The 16,789-nt window shown below is 63.2% G+C and carries 15 protein-coding genes and 1 pseudogene; 11 read left to right on the top strand and 5 right to left on the bottom strand.

From position 1 onward, the window contains the following. The first annotated feature begins 207 nt into the window (after window positions 1-207). The 6 genes from AC1DWF_RS14870 (at window position 208) to AC1DWF_RS14845 (ending at window position 6,475) form a co-directional block, all read left to right on the top strand. Entirely contained in the window at window positions 208-1,200 is a 993-nt protein-coding gene (locus AC1DWF_RS14870; RefSeq protein ID WP_476786629.1) for a LacI family DNA-binding transcriptional regulator, read from the top strand. A 46-nt stretch (window positions 1,201-1,246) separates the two neighbouring features. After that, window positions 1,247-2,317, top strand: coding sequence for a hypothetical protein (locus tag AC1DWF_RS14865; protein WP_476789482.1), 1,071 nt, complete (start codon window positions 1,247-1,249; stop codon window positions 2,315-2,317). 366 nt (window positions 2,318-2,683) lie between these two features. Next, window positions 2,684-3,592 carry a substrate-binding domain-containing protein gene (locus AC1DWF_RS14860; RefSeq protein ID WP_476786301.1) on the top strand — a complete coding sequence of 303 codons (909 nt, stop codon included), beginning with the start codon at window positions 2,684-2,686 and terminating at the stop codon, window positions 3,590-3,592. Window positions 3,593-3,655: 63 nt separating this feature from the next. After that, complete coding sequence (locus tag AC1DWF_RS14855) at window positions 3,656-4,642, top strand: ABC transporter permease (protein ID WP_476786300.1); 987 nt, start codon at window positions 3,656-3,658, stop codon at window positions 4,640-4,642. A 3-nt stretch (window positions 4,643-4,645) separates the two neighbouring features. Then, entirely contained in the window at window positions 4,646-5,422 is a 777-nt protein-coding gene (locus AC1DWF_RS14850; RefSeq protein WP_476804327.1) for an ATP-binding cassette domain-containing protein, read from the top strand. Between the two features lie 21 nt (window positions 5,423-5,443). Further along, window positions 5,444-6,475: a hydroxyacid dehydrogenase gene (locus AC1DWF_RS14845; RefSeq protein WP_476789484.1), complete on the top strand. Its 1,032-nt coding sequence runs from the start codon at window positions 5,444-5,446 to the stop codon at window positions 6,473-6,475. A 19-nt stretch (window positions 6,476-6,494) separates the two neighbouring features. On the opposite strand, the gene AC1DWF_RS14840 is transcribed toward AC1DWF_RS14845, so the two are convergent. Further along, a complete protein-coding gene (locus AC1DWF_RS14840; protein WP_476785464.1) occupies window positions 6,495-7,739 on the bottom strand; it encodes a TCR/Tet family MFS transporter in 1,245 nt (414 codons plus the stop codon). A 218-nt stretch (window positions 7,740-7,957) separates the two neighbouring features. Between AC1DWF_RS14840 and AC1DWF_RS14835 the strand changes: the two genes are divergently transcribed. Next, window positions 7,958-9,406, top strand: coding sequence for an aldehyde dehydrogenase family protein (locus AC1DWF_RS14835; RefSeq protein ID WP_476785465.1), 1,449 nt, complete (start codon window positions 7,958-7,960; stop codon window positions 9,404-9,406). Between the two features lie 5 nt (window positions 9,407-9,411). On the opposite strand, the gene AC1DWF_RS14830 is transcribed toward AC1DWF_RS14835, so the two are convergent. From AC1DWF_RS14830 to AC1DWF_RS14820, 3 genes are all read right to left on the bottom strand, one after another. Further along, window positions 9,412-10,083, bottom strand: a complete 672-nt coding sequence (locus AC1DWF_RS14830) for an MBL fold metallo-hydrolase (protein WP_476785467.1) — start codon at window positions 10,081-10,083, stop codon at window positions 9,412-9,414. 50 nt (window positions 10,084-10,133) lie between these two features. Then, window positions 10,134-11,300, bottom strand: coding sequence for a diphosphate--fructose-6-phosphate 1-phosphotransferase (locus AC1DWF_RS14825; RefSeq protein WP_476804328.1), 1,167 nt, complete (start codon window positions 11,298-11,300; stop codon window positions 10,134-10,136). A gap of 111 nt (window positions 11,301-11,411) precedes the next feature. Next, complete coding sequence (locus AC1DWF_RS14820; RefSeq protein ID WP_476841801.1) at window positions 11,412-12,158, bottom strand: L,D-transpeptidase; 747 nt, start codon at window positions 12,156-12,158, stop codon at window positions 11,412-11,414. A 175-nt stretch (window positions 12,159-12,333) separates the two neighbouring features. On the opposite strand from AC1DWF_RS14820, the gene AC1DWF_RS14815 reads away from it, so the two are divergent. The 3 genes from AC1DWF_RS14815 to xylB all read left to right on the top strand — a co-directional run bounded on the left by AC1DWF_RS14815 (window position 12,334) and on the right by xylB (window position 15,962). Then, complete coding sequence (locus tag AC1DWF_RS14815; protein WP_476784052.1) at window positions 12,334-12,957, top strand: LysE family translocator; 624 nt, start codon at window positions 12,334-12,336, stop codon at window positions 12,955-12,957. 14 nt (window positions 12,958-12,971) lie between these two features. After that, on the top strand, window positions 12,972-14,291 hold the full coding sequence (locus tag AC1DWF_RS14810; RefSeq protein ID WP_476841800.1) for a tetratricopeptide repeat protein: 1,320 nt from the start codon (window positions 12,972-12,974) through the stop codon (window positions 14,289-14,291). Between the two features lie 210 nt (window positions 14,292-14,501). Then, entirely contained in the window at window positions 14,502-15,962 is a 1,461-nt protein-coding gene (xylB, locus tag AC1DWF_RS14805; protein ID WP_476784054.1) for a xylulokinase, read from the top strand. 22 nt (window positions 15,963-15,984) lie between these two features. On the opposite strand, the gene AC1DWF_RS14800 is transcribed toward xylB, so the two are convergent. Next, window positions 15,985-16,344: a nuclear transport factor 2 family protein gene (locus tag AC1DWF_RS14800; protein ID WP_476784055.1), complete on the bottom strand. Its 360-nt coding sequence runs from the start codon at window positions 16,342-16,344 to the stop codon at window positions 15,985-15,987. Window positions 16,345-16,496: 152 nt separating this feature from the next. Here AC1DWF_RS14800 and AC1DWF_RS14795 point away from each other — a divergent pair. After that, a pseudogene (locus tag AC1DWF_RS14795) lies at window positions 16,497-16,789 on the top strand (xylose isomerase); the annotation flags it as partial.

Below are 16,789 nucleotides of genomic sequence, written 5' to 3'. Positions count from 1 at the left end.
CGCATACTAGGCGTCAAGCGCGAATCGCGGGCCGCAGCTGGATGCCTGTATGGCCTTTTACCTCGGCTGGTGGCTGCATTCGTCGAATGCCGTGCAATACATCATTTTGACGTTTGCTTGGCGTTGACCGCTCCAGAGGGCCGCCGTAGTTTACCGGCGAAAAGGCACAAGCCGGCGAGGATGATGTTGGACAGCACGCGACCCAAAATGGACGACATCGCGCGGCTGGCCGGAGTCTCCAAGGCGACGGTGGACCGGGTGCTGAACAACCGCCCCGGCGTGCAGGAGCACACCCGAACTCATGTCCTGTCCATCGCCGCCAACCTAGCGGGCGGAACTGCCGCGACATCGGCGAGTACTGTTCGCCTCGACTTCGTGTTGCCTGGTGGGCGCAACGAGTTCATGGCCGATCTTGTGCGCCAGATCGAGCGGCGGGCGGAACTGCGTGGCGATGTCGACATTGTCATCCATCAGCTCGAGGGTCTCAATCCCGAGCAGATCGCCGAAAAGCTTGGCAGCCTGCGCGCCGATTGCCAGGGCGTCGGGCTGATCGGGCTGGACAGTCCGTCGGTGCGCGAGGCCGTGCGCAAGCTGATCGGCACTGGCATTCCCGTGCTCACGCTGGTCTCCGACATCAGCCATGTCGGGCGCATGAACTATGTTGGCATCGACAACCGCGCCGCTGGCCGGCTGGCGGGCTATCTTATCGGGCGCTTCCTGCCAGGCGCTTCGGGCAAGGTGGCGCTGATTGCCGGTGCGCTCGCCTATCGCGGCCATGAAGAGCGCGAGATGGGATTTCGGCATGTGCTGCTCGAAAGCTTCCCCAAGCTTGACGTCGTGGCGGTGCGCGAAGTGCAGGAAGATCCCGACCGCGCCTATGATGAAGTGCGGGCGCTGCTGGAAGAGCACGACGACCTGCTGGCGATCTATTGCATCGGTGCAGGCCAGGAGGGCGTGGCTCGGGCATTGACCGAGAAGGGCCGCGACAAGTCGGTGATCTTCATTGGTCACGACCTGACCGACAACACGCGCCAATATCTTTTGAGCGGCGTGATGGATGCGGCGATCGACCAGAATGCGCAGGTGACGGCGCGCGAGGCGATCGACCGGCTGGTCCGCGCGATCCGCAACGAGGCCAACATCTCGCCGGCGACGATCCGGATCCAGTCGGTTTTCCGCGAGAACATCCCGAACGAATAGGCCGCGATCCCCACTGAAAATGCCCTCATTTGCTGGCGAGATTTGCATGGACATGATTTCGACTGACGGCATTTCGGTTCGCTTCGACAAGGATGGTGGTGTCATCGATGAAGTTGTCATCGAAGCCGGCGGGCAAACATTGCGCCCGCTGCACCGCGCGCCGTGGGTGAACAGCGGCGAGGTGCTGCCCGATCATGTCGCGCCAGTCGAGCGGCGGCTGGCGGGAGACTTCTTCTGTGCGCCCTTCGCGCAAAGCGAGCCAGGCGTGCCGATCCATGGCTGGTCGGCAAACGGCACCTGGGACGATGCGGGCCGCACTGTCGCTGCAGACGGTGTTGTCACCGCGACCTACAGTCTGCGTGAAGCCGTGGCGGGCGCGCGGCTGACCAAGCACATCATGCTTTGTCCCGGCCAGCCCGTCGTCTATCAGACCCATGTTTTCGAGAGTGGGGCAGGCCGCCTGCCGGTCGCGCATCATGCGATGGTGCATGTGCCCGGTGGTGCAAAGCTCAGCTTTTCGCCCAAGTCAGGCGGCCGGACAATGCCGGTGCCACCGGAGAGAGATCCGGCGCGAGGCCGCTCCCTTCTTGGCTATCCGCAGTCCTTTTCGGACCTCTCGTCGGTGCGAAGGGGGGATGGGGCGGTGGCCGATGTCAGCTTTTATCCCTTCGATAGCGGCCACGAAGATATCGTCGTCCTGTCCGAAATGCCCGGTGCCCGCATCGGCTGGTCGGCTGCGGTGGCGGCCAAGGACGGGTTTTTGTTCTTTGCTGTCAAGGACGCGCGCATGTTGCCGCAGACGGTTCTGTGGATGAGCAATGGCGGGCGCTCTTACGCGCCATGGAATAGCCGCCATATCGCAGTGCTCGGCATCGAAGAAGCTGCGACCGGTATTCATCTGGATGCGGGAGAGGATGCGCCCGATGGCGTGCCGACAGCGCTCAGCCTCGATCCAGACCGTACCACGAAGATCCGCTACGCCTTCGGCGCCATTCCAGTGCCGGTGGGCTGGAGCGAGGTGACGGATATCCAACTGGACACTGCGGCGATCGATATCACCGACAGCGGCGGCCAAAGGCTGGCGATACCGTTTCGCGGGTCATTCTTCGCCGATTGACGGGTTCGCCTCAAATTGAGGCGTACATAGTTGAAATCTCAGTATTTTATGTCGTCTGCGCAGTGATCGCGCGATGGCGGCGGACGAGCGGATTCGCGCTTGACTCCCACCGGACGTTACGTCAACTTTCAAGCATCAAAATGATGCCAGGAACGTATCATTTTGATCATCTGCCGTGCGGGAGGAAACGAATGGCAGATGGAGGGAACAATCCATCAGTGAGATTGCGCGCCGGAGCCATCGCCAGAGATGGGCATGGCACGGCCACGCGAATTGCAGCGTTGGAGCGGGGGCCAAAACCACCCTCGATGAGGAGGAGACAATACCGTGCTGAAAAGGACAATCGCTGTCGTATCGGCGGCGCTTATGGCGGTGAGCCTGGGAATGGCTACGACCGCCTACGCGCAGGCCAAAAAGACATATTACTGGGTGTCGCATGGCTCGCCTGCCGATCCGGTCTGGACCTATTTCCTGGCCGGCGCCAAGCAGTGGGCCGAAGACACCGGCAACACCGTCAACACCTCGTTCCATAATGGCGACGTGCCGGCGCACCAGGAAGCCATCCGCGCCGCGATCGCCGCCAAGGCTTCCGGCATCGTTACGTCGAGCCCCGATCCGGGCAGCCTGGTCAAGGTGACGGAGGAGGCCCGCGCGGCCGGAATTCCGATCATCAACATGAACACGCCCGACCCGACCGCCAACTTTAACGCCTATGTCGGCGGCAACAACGTCGCCTTCGGCAAGGCCTGGGCGCAGTATCTTGTCGACAAGAAGCTGGTGAAGGAAGGCGACTTCGTCTGGATGCCGGTCGAGGTTCCGGGCGCCACCTATGGCGTGCAGGAAGAAGAAGGCATCTCAAGCGTCTTCAAGCCGCTCAACATCACCTGGGAAGTCACCGATGCGACGCTCGACCAGGCTGAGATCATCACCCGCATGGCCGATTACCTGACCGCAAACCGCGCCAAGGTGAAGGCGATCATCGGGCTTGGCGATCTCGTCACCGGCTCGATCAAGCGCGTGTTCGATCAGGTGGGAGTCAAGCCGGGCGAAATCCCTGTCGTTGGCTGGGGCAACTCGCGCGACACCACGCAGGAAGTGCTGGAAGGCTACGTCAATGCCGCGCAGTGGCAGGATCCGCAGGCGACCAGCTATATGGCGTTGTCGATGGCAGCGATGGCAGCCAGCAAGATCCCTCCGGGTTTCGACATCATCGTTGGCGCGCTCTACGAGAAGGATACCGCCCAGCTCTATGATGATATCCTGTCGGGTAAGTAATCGCTGATTTACGCCCCCGGTCCGGTTCGCCGGACCGGGCATTCCTTCCCGAACGGATCAGCCATGGAAAATCGATCATTTGCGCAGGGCTTCATTGCGAAGCCTGAATTCGGGCCATTGGTCCTGCTCATTCTGGAAATCGCGATCTTCTGGTCGATCAATCCGGACTTCCTGTCACCGCTGAACATCTCCAACACGCTCGCCTTTACCGTCGAGCTCGGGCTGATCGCGCTGGCGATGACGCTGTTGATGACGTCGGGCGAATTCGACCTGTCGGTCGGCTCGGTGTTCGGTCTGTCGGCGGTGGTGATGTGGACGGTGTTCAACACCGGTCTTGCGCCCCTGTGGGTCGCATTCCTGATCGCGATCGGCATTGCGCTGCTGATCGGCTTCGTCAACGGCTGGTTCGTCACGCGGCTTGCGATCCCGTCCTTCCTGGTGACGCTCGGCATGCTCTTGATCGCGCGCGGTTCCGCACTCTACATCACTGACGGTTTTCCCCAGCGCACCTGGAACGCCGAAGGTCAGTGGCTGGCGCAGCTGCTGGTCGGCGAGTTCTATATCGGCGGCTTCCGCATCTACATGTCCTTGCTGTGGTTCGCGCTGTTTGCTTTCCTTGCCCACTACGTGCTGACCCAGACCAAGGCCGGCAACTGGATCCAGGCTTCAGGCGGCAACCCCAACGCGGCGCGTGCCCGAGGCGTCAACGTCAACCGCACCAAGGTGTTGCTGTTCATGGTGTCGTCGGCGATGGCGGCGTTTGCCGGCATCATCAGCTCGATCCGCACATCGGCGGCGAACCCCAACAGCGGCACCGGCTACGAACTCGAAGTGATCGCCATGGTGGTTATTGGCGGCACGGTGCTGACCGGCGGCCGTGGCACCATCATCGGCACGGTGCTCGGCATCTTCATCCTGCGCATCATGCGCAACGGCATCGTCATGGTCGGCGTGCCGGGGCTGGCCTACAACATCTTCATCGGTGCGATCATCCTTGGCATGATGGCGCTGCATTCCTGGCTCGAACGCCGCCACAATGCGGGAACCTGAGCGATGACCCAAGAACTCGTTCGCATGCAGAACATCAACAAGTTCTATGGGCGTATCCACGCGCTCCGGGACGTCTCGCTGACGGTCAACACGCATGAGGTCGTCGGTCTGCTGGGCGACAATGGTGCTGGCAAGTCGACGCTGATCAAAGTGCTGTCGGGTGCGGTGCCGATGACCAGCGGAGAAATCTACGTCAAGGGCAAGGAGGTGGTGATGAAGAGCACCACCGACGCCATCGCCAACGGTATCGAGACCATCTACCAGGACTCAGCGCTGGTGCCGCAACTGTCGATCGCCCGCAACCTGTTTCTCGGTCGCGAACCGATCAAGGGGCCGCGCCTGCTCAACAGGCTCGACCACGATGCGATGAACGAGGTGGCGCGCAGCCTGTTGAAACGCGTCGGCATCACCAAGGACATCCCGCCGAATACGCCGATAGGCGCTCTGTCGGGTGGCGAACGCCAGGCGGTGGCCATCGCGCGCGCCATGCATTTCGAAAGCAGCCTGATCGTGCTCGACGAGCCGACCAACAATCTGGGCGTGGCCGAAACGCAAGGCGTGCTGCGCTTCGTGCGCGAGGTGCGCGACACTGGTCACTCCTGCATCTTCATCGCCCACAACATCCACCACGTTTTCCAGGTGGTCGACCGGATCGTCGTCATGCGCGGCGGCAAGATCGTTGCCGACGACATCGATCCAAAGAAGTCGAGCATCGAGGAAGTGGAGAGGGTGATCACCGGCGAGCACCTGATCCAGGCGCTCGGGCTGGACCACGGCTGAGGCAGCACTGCAGGAGGAGATATGGCCAAGGCCGAAAAACCGCTTGTGTTGAGTTCACCAGCACCGCGCACGCTCGACCTGATCTTGTCACCGAGCGCTCTTGGCGTGCTGCACGAAAAGTACGAAATCATCGAAGTCGAGCCCACTGGTATCGCCGCACTCGATGACAATACGCTGGCGCAAGTCCGCTTCATCGTTGGCCAGCCGCCGCTGTCGCAGGTGACGTTGACGCGGATGCGGTCCTTGCGCTGCATCTTCAACGTCGAAGGCAATTTGCTCGACAACATGCCCTACGACTACCTGTTTCAGCATGGCATACATGTCGTCACGCCGAGCCAGGTTTTCGCCGAGCCGGTGGCCGAAATCGGGCTCGCCTTCGCGCTCGACCTGGCGCGCGGGGTGGTGGATGCCGACCTGGCGTTCCGGCAGGGTAATGAGCTGTGGGGCTCCGAGGGCAACCGGACGGCGCGGCTGCTCTCAGGTTCGGAGGTCGGCTTCATCGGCTTCGGCGATCTCGGCAAGGCGCTGCACCGCCTGCTTCAAGGATTTCGGGCGCGGATCAAGGCCTTCGACCCATGGCTGCCGCCTTCCGTGCTGATTGAGCATGGCGTGACGCCCGCATCGCTCGACGAGGTCTTGTCTGGCAGCGATCTTGTCTTCGTCGTCGCTTCGGCGACAAGCGAGAACCAGGGTTTTCTCGACGCAAGATCCTTTGCCAGCATGCGCAAGGGAGCAGCGTTCATCTTGCTCAGCCGCGCTGGTGTCGTAGATTTCCCGGATTTGATGGAAGCTGTGCGCAGTGGCCACATCCTTGCTGCCAGCGATGTCTTTCCCGAGGAGCCGCCGGCGAAGGATCATCCGGTGCGTTCGCTGCCCGGGTTCCTGCGTTCCGCCCACCGCGCCGGCGCGCTCGACATCGCCTTCAAGCGCATGGGCGAGATGGTGCTGGAAGACATGGCGCTCATCGACCGCAACCTGCCGCCGATGCGCTGCAAACGCGCCGAGCGCGAGACCGTGTCGCGCATGCGCTCAAAGCCGGTCGACAAGAGCTGATGGCGTTCAGTCCCTGATCTCAGGCAGTTTTTTCCGCTTCGTCGGCACGGCCGGCCTTGCGGGCAACCGCCCAGCCGAGCAGGGCAGCGGCAAGCAGCACGACGGCGGCGAGGTAGAAGGCGAGGCCGGGGTAGGGCATAGGCGTGCCTTCGCGCAGCGTCCAGGCATAGACAGCGCCAAAAAACAGCGGCGACAATACGCCGGCGATGCTTGCCACGCTCATATTCGCGCCTTGCAGCTGGCCCTGTTCGGATTCCGAAACGCGCTGGGTCATCAGCGACTGGGTCGTGGGCATGGCAAGGCCCCACAGCGCGTTGGGGATCATCGCCAGCGTGAACCACAAGCCGCTGGGCGCCCAGCCCATGTAGGCGATGCCGACTGCGCCGCCAAACAGGCCGAACACCATGGTGGCGCGGTCGCCGAAGCGCTTGACGACCGGGCCGACGACCAGTCCCTGCATGATCATGTCGAGCACGCCGACAAGTGCCAGCAAGGTGCCGACCTCCCAGGCATGCCAGTTGTAGCGATAGGCAGCATAGAGCACGAACACGGCCGAGAAGACGTGGTGGGCGAAGTGCAGGAGGAAGGTCACGCCTGCAAGGCCGGTCAGCTCGGGGTGCGAGCGCAGCAGCATCATCGCGCCGAAAGGGTTGGCCCTGCGCCAGGAGAATTCCATGCGCTTTTCCGGCGCCAGCGATTCCGGCAGGACGAAGGCACCATAGAGAAAGGCGAGCCCGCTCATCGCCGCCGCCACCCAGAACGGCGCGCGTGGCGAGATTTCGCCGAGGAAGCCGCCCATCAACGGGCCGGCGACAAAACCGGCGCTGAACGCAGCACCGATCAGGCCATAGGCGCGGGCGCGGCCTTCTGGCGGGGTGATGTCGGCCATGTAGGCGAAGACGGTGGTGAAGCTCGACGAGGTGATGCCGGCAACGATGCGGCCAAGCGCCAGCCACCACAGGTTGGGCGCCAGCGCCATCAGCACATAGTCGGCGGCAAGGCCAGCGGTCGACAAAAGGATCACCGGCCGGCGGCCGTAGCGGTCGGACAGCGAACCGATGATCGGCGAGCAGACGAACTGCATGAAGGCCCAAAGGGCAACGAAGACACCGTTGATCCAGCCAGCATCGGCATTGGAGCCGGCGAATTCTTCGATCAGCGACGGCAGCACAGGGATGATGATGCCCATCGCCACGATGTCGAGAACGGCGGTGACAAAGATGAAGGCGATCGCCGCCTGGCGACGCGAACCCGATATGGACATGATGGTGGCCTCGATGGAGGAGCCTTATAAAAACAACCTGGCGTACGATCCACCCGCCACCGGCTATATTACCAAAACCTACTGACATTGTGTCACAGGCCGCCAAGCAGTGACCCAAGCCTTCCCGCGCTGGGGCTGCCGGCCTACAAATGCGGTCGGATTCAAGACATGGGCGCGCTGTGCGCTGCTCTACAAATCTGCCAAACAAGGAGCCTGCCATGCTGCGCAAGACGAATTTCTTCATCGACGGAAAATGGGTCGCGCCAACAATGGCGAAGGAGCTCGAGGTCATCAACCCGGCCGACGAGCAGCCCTTTGCCGTCATTTCGCTGGGCTCGGCCGCCGATGTCGACAAGGCGGTGGCGGCGGCCCAGCGCGCCTTCCCGGCATGGAGCGCGACCAGCCGCGAGCAGCGTCTTGCCCTGCTCGAAAAGCTGCTCGCCGCGTATAACAGGCGCATGCGCGACATGGCCAATGCGATCTCCTGGGAGATGGGTGCGCCGATGAAGCTGGCGCTGGAATCGCAGGCTGCATGCGGTGCCGGTCACATCGCGAGCTTCATCGAAGTGCTGAAGGGCTTCGAATTTGAGGAGCCGCTCGATGAGAAAAATCCGCAGGAGCGCATCGTGCGCGAGCCGATCGGCGTTTGCGGGCTGATCACGCCCTGGAACTGGCCGATGAACCAGGTGACGCTGAAAGTGGTGCCCGCACTTGCCGCCGGCTGCACGGTGGTGCTGAAGCCGTCCGAGATCGCGCCGATGTCGTCGATCGTCTTCGCCGAGATGATGGAGGAGGCCGGCTTCCCGGCCGGCGTGTTCAACATGGTCAATGGCGACGGGCCGAGCGTGGGCGAGGCGATGTCGCGCCATCCCGGCATCGACATGATGTCGTTCACCGGCTCGACGCGGGCTGGCGTTGCGGTCACCAAGGCAGCATCGGAGACGGTCAAGCGTGTTGCGCTGGAGCTTGGCGGCAAATCGCCCAACATCGTCTTCGCAGATGTCGACCTTGAAGATGCGGTGACGCGCGGGCTGGCGCATTGCTTCGAAAACACCGGCCAGTCCTGCAATGCGCCGACGCGCATGCTGGTGCAGCGCCCGGTCTACGACAAGGCGGTCGACATCGCGGCCAGGTACGCCGCCACTGTGAAGGTCGGCAATCCGGCCGAGGAGGGCGACCATATCGGACCGCTGTCGTCCGACGTGCAGTTCGACAAGGTCCAAGGCCTGATTGACGTCGCCATCAAGGAAGGCGCGCGCGTCGTTGCCGGCGGGCTCGGACGTCCGGAGGGTTTCAACCGCGGCTATTATGTCAGGCCTACCGTCTTCGCCGACGTCAACAATGACATGCGCATCGCCCGAGAAGAGGTGTTCGGACCGGTGCTGGCGATGATCCCCTTCGAGACCGAAGAAGAGGCGATCGCGATTGCCAACGACACGCCTTATGGCCTGTCGGCCTATGTTCAGTCGGGCGACAAGGCGCGTGCCCAGCGCGTGGCGCGCAAGCTCAGGGCCGGCATGGTGCAGATCAATGGTGCCGACCGTCCCTATGGCAGCCCCTTCGGCGGCTACAAGCAGTCGGGCCTCGGCCGCGAGGGCGGCAAGTGGGGACTGGAGGATTTCCTCGAGGTCAAAGCGATCAGCGGTTTTGAGGAAGGGCTGGGGTGAGGGGGCTAACCCTCATTCTTTCTCAGAAAATCCTCCGCGATCTCCCGCATCCTTAGTCGATCGATGCTCTCGGCATGGCCGCCATGGGCCACACGCACGGGCAGCTCCAGAAGCCGGCGCATCGTCGCGCAATAGGCTGTGCGGTCGGAATCCGGCATATCGTCGACCAGGAGACCGCCATGGATGGCGTCGCCGCTGAACAGCGTGCCGTCATGCGCGTCGAACAGACCGATCGAGCCTGGGGAATGCCCAGGCAGATGCAGCACGTGGAAGCTCCTGTCGCCAAGGTCGATCTCGTCGCCTTCATCCAATAGGCGGTGAAGCGGCGCAGGTTTGATCGCGTAGTCGGCAGAGGTCCAGCCGGGATAGGGCAGTTCCGATACCGCGCCGGAAAAATCGCGGAACATGTGGGCGTAGGTTGCTTCGTCCGGCATCGTCTCGAAGAATGCGGCCTCGATGCGCGGGCCGGCGCGCCACGAGAATTCGTGCAACGAGCCGACATGGTCGAGATGGACGTGGGTTGCKACTGCGAGCAGCGGCTTGCCCGGCCGGATATCAATTTCGGGCGCGAGCGGGCAGATGCCCATGCCGGTGTCGACCAGAAGATCGAAGTCGCGCCCGCGCACCAGCCACATGTTGGCGCGGCAATAGTCAGTGACGAAGGGTTCGGTCAGCATCGTCGTCGTGTCGTCGACGATGCTTTTCGAAAACCAGCCGGGACGTGGCGTCAAACGAAAGGCCTGCCGATCTTGAAGCGGCCGGGCACCAGCCGCCTTAGGTAATCCATGCCTTTTTCCGACAGGTGGTTGACGTCGGGAAGCATGAAATCTTCGGGCATGTGTCGGGTCTTGCCGGCGACATTGGTGAGCGGCACGAGCTTGAGCACCGTCTTGCCGCCCTCATACTTCAGCGCCACGGAACCGCCGCCCTTGTCGGCCGCATCGATGGCGAACACGCCGGCCTCAAACGCTTCCTGCGCATCGACCGCGTTGACCGCGCCGATATAGCCGCGCGGCATGTAGCCGAGTGCGTCGACACGGGCGCGCTTGCCCGGAAGCCCTTCAGCCAGCGCGTTTTCGAAGGCGCGGCTCAAATCGCTGCCCGACAGCTTGATGTTGCCATGCGCGTCGCGTTCGAGCTTGTCGGCAGGCACGATGCTTTCGACCAAGGCCTTGCCGTCGGCGGTGGTGACGCCCTCGGAGACGGCGACGACGCAACGGCGATGACGGGCAAGTGTAGCCTTCACTTCGTCGATGAAGCGCGGCACCGAAAAGGCGCGCTCGGGCACATAGATCAGGTGCGGGCCGTCGCTGGTGTCGTCGCGCCAGGCCGCCGCAGCAGCGGTCAGAAAGCCGGCGTGGCGGCCCATGACGATGCCGACATAGATGCCTGGCAATGCGCGGAAATCGAGATCGACGCTGAGAAAGGCGCCGGCAACGAATTCGGCCGCCGAGATGAAGCCCGGCACGTGGTCGTTTTCCTCGAGATCGTTGTCGATGGTCTTGGGCGCGTGCACGAAAGCAATGGCACCTTGCGCTGCGTCGGCCAGGATCTGCTGGGTGCCGGCGGTGTCGTTGCCGCCGATATAGATGAAGGCGCGGGCGTCGGCTTTCTTCAGCCCCTCGAGGATGACTTGGCAATAGGCAGCGTCGGGCTTGTCGCGTGTGCTGCCAAGGGCAGCACTGGGCGTCGCGGCTATGCGCAGAAGCTGTTCTTCTGCAATGTCGGTCAGGTCGACATAGTCGCCGTCGCGAATGCCGCGCACGCCATGGCGCGCGCCCAGAATGCGTGCCTTGGGGTGGCGGCGGCGGATTTCGAGCACAGCGCCGGCCATCGTCTGGTTGATCACGGCGGTCGGTCCGCCGCCTTGCGCGATCACGAATGTCGAAGGCATGGACGTTGTCCTCCCATCTGGCATTTTCTTGAGCATGCGCCCTTCCGGGGAGCGGACGCAATGGGAGATTCAGGGCTTTGGGCCGGGGCCAATGCTCCGGCCGGCCGCCAGCTAGCCGACGACGATCGGCGTCTTGCCGTTGACGCGGCTGTAGAGGTCGATGACGTCCTGATTGATCAKGCGCACGCAGCCCGACGACATCGCCTGGCCGATGGTCCACCATTCGGGTGAGCCGTGGACGCGGTAGCCGGTGTCCTGGCCATCCTTGAAGATGTAGAGCGCGCGTGCGCCGAGCGGATTGTCGAGGCCGCCGGGCTGGCCGCCAGCCCACTTAACGAGCTCCGGCTTGCGCGCGATCATCTCGCGGGGCGGCGTCCAGGTCGGCCACTTCTTGCCGTACTGGATATTGGCGCGGCCATTCCACAAGAAGCCGTCGCGGCCGATGCCGACACCGTAGCGGATGGCGTCGCCGCCGGGCTGGACAAGATAGAGATAGCGTTCCTGCAGCCGAACAACGATCGTGCCGGGTGCTTCGCCGGTCGGATCGACAACGATCTGGCGGCGGAATTTCGGGTCGACCTTGGCGAACGGGATTTCGGGCAGCTGGTATCCTTCGTCGGTGAAGGACGCATACATCAACTCGGGGCGGGTGACCTGCTTGTCGACGCTGATCTGCGGCCGGATCGAACCGGTCGTGGTGGTGTCGAGCCCCATGGCCGGGAGTTCGAAATCCATGCTGCGGCTGCAGCCCGCGAGCAGGCCGGCGGCGCCGAGGCCGAAGAGCACTTTGCGGCGCGAGGCAAAATTCGGGGCGCGATCGTTAAGGTCGGGCTTCGAGGGGGCAGGCGATTTCGACACGGCACAATTCCACTGTTTACGCGGGGGCGGCCAGACACCGGGCGGACCCGGCTGGATAGTTCGCATTTTCACCATTCATGGTTGAAAAAGCATGAACGCCGCATGTGCTGCGTTAAGGGCTTTACATCGGTGCCGTGGCGGAGCTTGATCCCAGATACAAAGAGGGAGCGTTTACATGTCGTTTGAAAGCTGGGCCGCCTTTGCCGCCGCGTCCGCGGTGCTGCTCGTCATTCCGGGGCCGACCATCCTGCTGGTTGTATCCTACGCGCTCGGCCAAGGCTGGCGCACGGCGCTGCCGATGGCGGTCGGCGTAGCACTTGGCGATTTCACCGCAATGACCCTGTCGATGCTCGGCATCGGCGCGCTGCTTGCGGCTTCGGCCACCGTCTTCACCTTGCTGAAGTGGATAGGCGCTGCCTATCTCATCTATCTCGGCATCAAGCTGTTCCGCGCCGGTGGAGCGCTTGACGCCAAGCCACGGACGGACGCTTCGTCTGCGGCAAAGATGATGGCGCATGCCTGGATCGTGACCGCGCTCAACCCCAAGAGCATCACATTCTTCGTTGCCTTCCTGCCCCAGTTCCTCGACCGCAACGGCGATTTCTGGACCCAGATGTTGATCTTCGAACTGACCTTCCTGACGCTCGCATTCGCCAATGCCTTCGGATACGCGCTGGTCGCGGCGCGTGCTCGCAGCGTGGTCGCCAATCCGCGCGCCATTCGCATCTTCAACCGTACCGGCGGCACGCTGCTGGTCGGCGCCGGCATCGCGGCTGCCGCGGTGCGCACCGGACACTGAGGTTTGATGCGGTGGTGAGGGATCGGCTGGGTCTCACGCTTTCGGGTACTGGCGACGCCGCCCTGGCGCACTATGAGCGCGGCGTGAGCGAACTGCAGCGCTTCGTCGGCGATCCGGTCGGCTCGGCCAATGCGGCGATTGCTGCAGCGCCCGATTTCGTCATGGCGCATGTGCTGAAAGGCTGGCTCTATGGCCTTTCGACCGAGCGCGAGGCAATGGGCGTGGCCAGCGATTGCCATGCCATGGCAGCAGGGCTGGCTGCAACAGCGAGGGAAAGGGCGCATGTCGAAGCACTTGGCCGCCTTGCCAACGGCCACTGGCATGATGCCGGGCGTATCCTTGAACAGTTGACCATCGAATACCCGCGCGATGCGCTGGCGCTGCAGGCCGGCCATCAGATCGACTTCTTCACCGGCMATKCGCGCATGCTGCGYGACCGCATCGCCCACGCAATGCCGGCGTGGAGCCCAAGCATGCCAGGATATCACGCGATCCTGGGCATGCAGGCCTTCGGCTTCGAGGAGATGGGCGAATATATAAAGGCGGAGGCCCTGGGCCGCGAGGCGGTTGCGATCGAGCCGCGCGACGGCTGGGCGCAGCATGCCGTGGCGCATGTCATGGAAATGCAAAGCCGCCAGCGCGATGGTATCGCCTGGATGCGCGCCAATGCCGAGGCCTGGACGAAAGAGAGCTTTCTCCAGGTCCACAACTGGTGGCATCTGGCGCTGTTCCACTACGATCTCGGCGAGACCGACGAGGTGCTCGCGCTATTTGACGGACCGATCTACGGCGCGCGCTCGACGGTGGCGCTCGACATGGTCGATGCCACGGCGATCCTGTGGCGGCTGCATCTCGGCGGCGTCGATGTCGGCGACCGCTGGGTCACCGTTGCAGCCAACTGGGAGCCGAAAGCCGCCGCCGGCAACTACGCCTTCAACGACGCGCATGCGATGATGGCTTTCGTCGGCGCCGGGCTCGAAGCACCGGCGCGGGCGCTGCTCGTGGCGCAGCGCGAGGCTATCGCAGGAGAAGACGACAATGCCGCCTTCACGCGCGACGTCGGCCATCCGGTCTCGCTCGCAGTCAAGGCGTTCGGCGAGGGGCGTTATGGCGAGACTGCACGTCTGCTCCAGCCGGTGCGCGCCATTGCGCATCGTTTCGGCGGCAGCCATGCCCAACGCGACGTCATTGACCTGACGCTGATCGAGGCGGCACTTCGGGCCGGTGATGATGCGCTTGCCGTCACCCTCGCCACCGAGCGGAACGCAGCAAGACCGGCCAGCCCGTTGTCCCAGCTGTTTGTCCAACGCGCGGCATTTCTCGCCCATGGATGACCGGGTCGCCCTGTTTGCGCAGTGCCTTGATATTTTTTGCGAGATTCGAAAAAAATAGCCGCACTACCACTTTCAGACCACGGATTTTTTGATATGAAACGATGTCCGTCGGAGGAACGGGTCTGAGGCTTGGCCGTTTTCGGGTCATCGCCGCTGAAACTGCGAGGCCGTGGCGCTGAGTTTTTGCGCACGCCATCGGGAGGAGTAATCATGTATCTCGGGCTGGATCTCGGCACATCGGGCGTCAAGGCGCTACTCATCGACGCCGAGCAGAAGGTGGTCGGCTCCGGTCACGGTTCGCTCGACGTGTCGCGGCCGCATCCCGGCTGGTCCGAGCAGAACCCGGCCGACTGGATCCGCGCCACCGAAGAAGCGATTGCCGAGCTCAAGGCGGCCTATCCCAGAGAACTTGCTGCCGTTCGTGGCATCGGCCTGTCCGGCCAGATGCATGGCGCGACGCTGCTCGACGCCGGCGGCAATGTGCTGCGCCCCTGCATCCTGTGGAACGACACGCGCAGCCATGCCGAAGCCGCCAGGCTCGACGCCGATCCGCGCTTCCGCAAGATTACCGGCAACATCGTTTTCCCCGGCTTCACCGCACCCAAGCTGGCCTGGGTGAAGGCCAACGAGCCGGCCATTTTCGCCAAGGTGGCGAAGGTGCTTTTGCCCAAGGATTATCTCCGGCTCTGGCTGTCGGGCGAGCACATCTCCGAAATGTCGGACTCTGCCGGAACCGCATGGCTTGATGTTGCGGGGAGACGCTGGTCACCCGAACTTCTGGCAGCGACCGATCTCGATGAAAGCCACATGCCGCATCTGGTCGAAGGCACCGAGCGTGCGGGGCAATTGCGCGCCGAACTGGCTGCCAAATGGGGCATGGCACCTTCGGTCGTGATCGCAGGTGGGGCAGGCGACAACGCGGCTTCAGCCTGTGGCATGGGCACCGTTCGGCCGGGCTCTGCCTTTGTGTCGCTCGGCACATCTGGCGTGCTATTTGCCGCCAACGGCGCTTACCTGCCCAATCCTGAAAGTGCCGTTCACACCTTCTGTCACGCGCTGCCCAATGCCTGGCACCAGATGGGCGTCATATTGTCGGCGACGGATTCGCTCAACTGGCTGAGCAATATTACTGGCAAGAATGCTGTCGAACTGACCGGCGAACTGGGCGATGAATTGCGTGCGCCGTCGGGCGTCAACTTCCTGCCTTATCTCTCGGGCGAGCGCACGCCCTACAATGATGCGGCGATCCGGGGTTCATTCACCGGTCTTGCCCATGAGATCGACCGTGCGGGGATGACGCAAGCCGTGCTCGAAGGCGTGGCCTTTGCTTTCCGCGACAGCCTTGAAGCGCTTGAGAAGGCCGGCACCAGGCTGGAACGGGTGACCGCCATCGGCGGCGGTTCGCGCTCGCGCTACTGGCTGAAGGCGATTGCCACCGCGTTGGGCGTTCCCGTCGACATTCCCGCTGATGGCGACTTCGGTGCGGCTTTCGGTGCCGCGCGATTAGGCCTGATCGCGGCGGAAGGGGCCGATCCCTACGCCGTCTGCACGCCGCCCGCGACCGCCGAAACCATCGAGCCCGTCGCAGCGCTCGCTGGCGCCTATGACCAGGCTTACCGGCGCTATCGCAGGCTTTATCCAGCCATCAAGGCCGCGACAGATGCTGCCTGAGCCCAAAGCAGGGGATGCCGGCTTATGTCGGCACCTTGTCGAGGAAGCCGGTGACGCGGCTCAGCCTGCCATTTTCGAGGACGCCGAAATCGGTGCCTTCGATCACGGCTTCGGCACCATCAGGGCCAAGGCCCCAGGAAAAGCGGACATTGTCGCCGAAGCCGTCGACATTGCCCTTGAGCGTGAAGCGGAAGCCCGGGAACTGCGCGTGGACGCCCTGGACCAGTGTCGTGATGCCTTGGTGGCCGTCGCCCTGCATGATCGGGTCGCGGTACAGAATATCGGTGGTGAATGCAGCTTCCACGAGTCCGGCGCGGCGCGTGGCGTCGGTCTCGTTCCAGGCTGCGATGTAGTTCTGGGCGATGGTGTTGTGGTCGGTCATTTGAGGTCTCCGTCAGGGATGTCTTCGTTGACGCAGCCGTTTTGCCATTGGGCTCGATCCAGACCAATTACCGCAGAGGTAATCGAATTCGGAATTTCGCACGCCGCCCCGCAGCGGGCGGTTATCGGCACTCATTGAAAGGAGTCCCCCCTATGAGCACCGGCTATTTCGGCGACATCAAGCCCGTCAAATATGAAGGCACCAGCAGCACCAACCCGCTGGCCTACCGCCACTACAATCCCGACGAAATCGTGCTCGGCAAGCGCCTCGAAGATCATCTGCGCTTTGCCGTGGCCTATTGGCACACCTTCGCCTGGCCGGGCGGCGATCCGTTCGGCGGCCAGACATTCGAACGGCCCTGGTTTGGCGAGACGATGGAGCATGCCAAGCTGAAGGCCGATGTGGCTTTCGAGCTGTTCTCGTTGCTCGGTGTTCCCTACTACTG

The organism is Aminobacter sp. P4_D5 (assembly GCF_056401815.1).
This window is presented reverse-complemented; position numbering and strand designations above follow the sequence as displayed.

Bases quoted from the DNA above. Each gene is read 5' to 3' on its own strand.
- AC1DWF_RS14860 (WP_476786301.1), top strand. From the start codon at position 2,684: ATGGCGGTGAGCCTGGGAATGGCTACGACCGCCTACGCGCAGGCCAAA.
- AC1DWF_RS14855 (WP_476786300.1), top strand. From the start codon at position 3,656: ATGGAAAATCGATCATTTGCGCAGGGCTTCATTGCGAAGCCTGAATTC.
- AC1DWF_RS14865 (WP_476789482.1), top strand. From the start codon at position 1,247: ATGGACATGATTTCGACTGACGGCATTTCGGTTCGCTTCGACAAGGAT.
- AC1DWF_RS14835 (WP_476785465.1), top strand. From the start codon at position 7,958: ATGCTGCGCAAGACGAATTTCTTCATCGACGGAAAATGGGTCGCGCCA.
- AC1DWF_RS14825 (WP_476804328.1), bottom strand. From the start codon at position 11,300: ATGCCTTCGACATTCGTGATCGCGCAAGGCGGCGGACCGACCGCCGTG.
- AC1DWF_RS14840 (WP_476785464.1), bottom strand. From the start codon at position 7,739: ATGTCCATATCGGGTTCGCGTCGCCAGGCGGCGATCGCCTTCATCTTT.
- xylB (WP_476784054.1), top strand. From the start codon at position 14,502: ATGTATCTCGGGCTGGATCTCGGCACATCGGGCGTCAAGGCGCTACTC.
- AC1DWF_RS14845 (WP_476789484.1), top strand. From the start codon at position 5,444: ATGGCCAAGGCCGAAAAACCGCTTGTGTTGAGTTCACCAGCACCGCGC.
- AC1DWF_RS14800 (WP_476784055.1), bottom strand. From the start codon at position 16,344: ATGACCGACCACAACACCATCGCCCAGAACTACATCGCAGCCTGGAAC.
- AC1DWF_RS14870 (WP_476786629.1), top strand. From the start codon at position 208: ATGGACGACATCGCGCGGCTGGCCGGAGTCTCCAAGGCGACGGTGGAC.
- AC1DWF_RS14850 (WP_476804327.1), top strand. From the start codon at position 4,646: ATGACCCAAGAACTCGTTCGCATGCAGAACATCAACAAGTTCTATGGG.
- AC1DWF_RS14815 (WP_476784052.1), top strand. From the start codon at position 12,334: ATGTCGTTTGAAAGCTGGGCCGCCTTTGCCGCCGCGTCCGCGGTGCTG.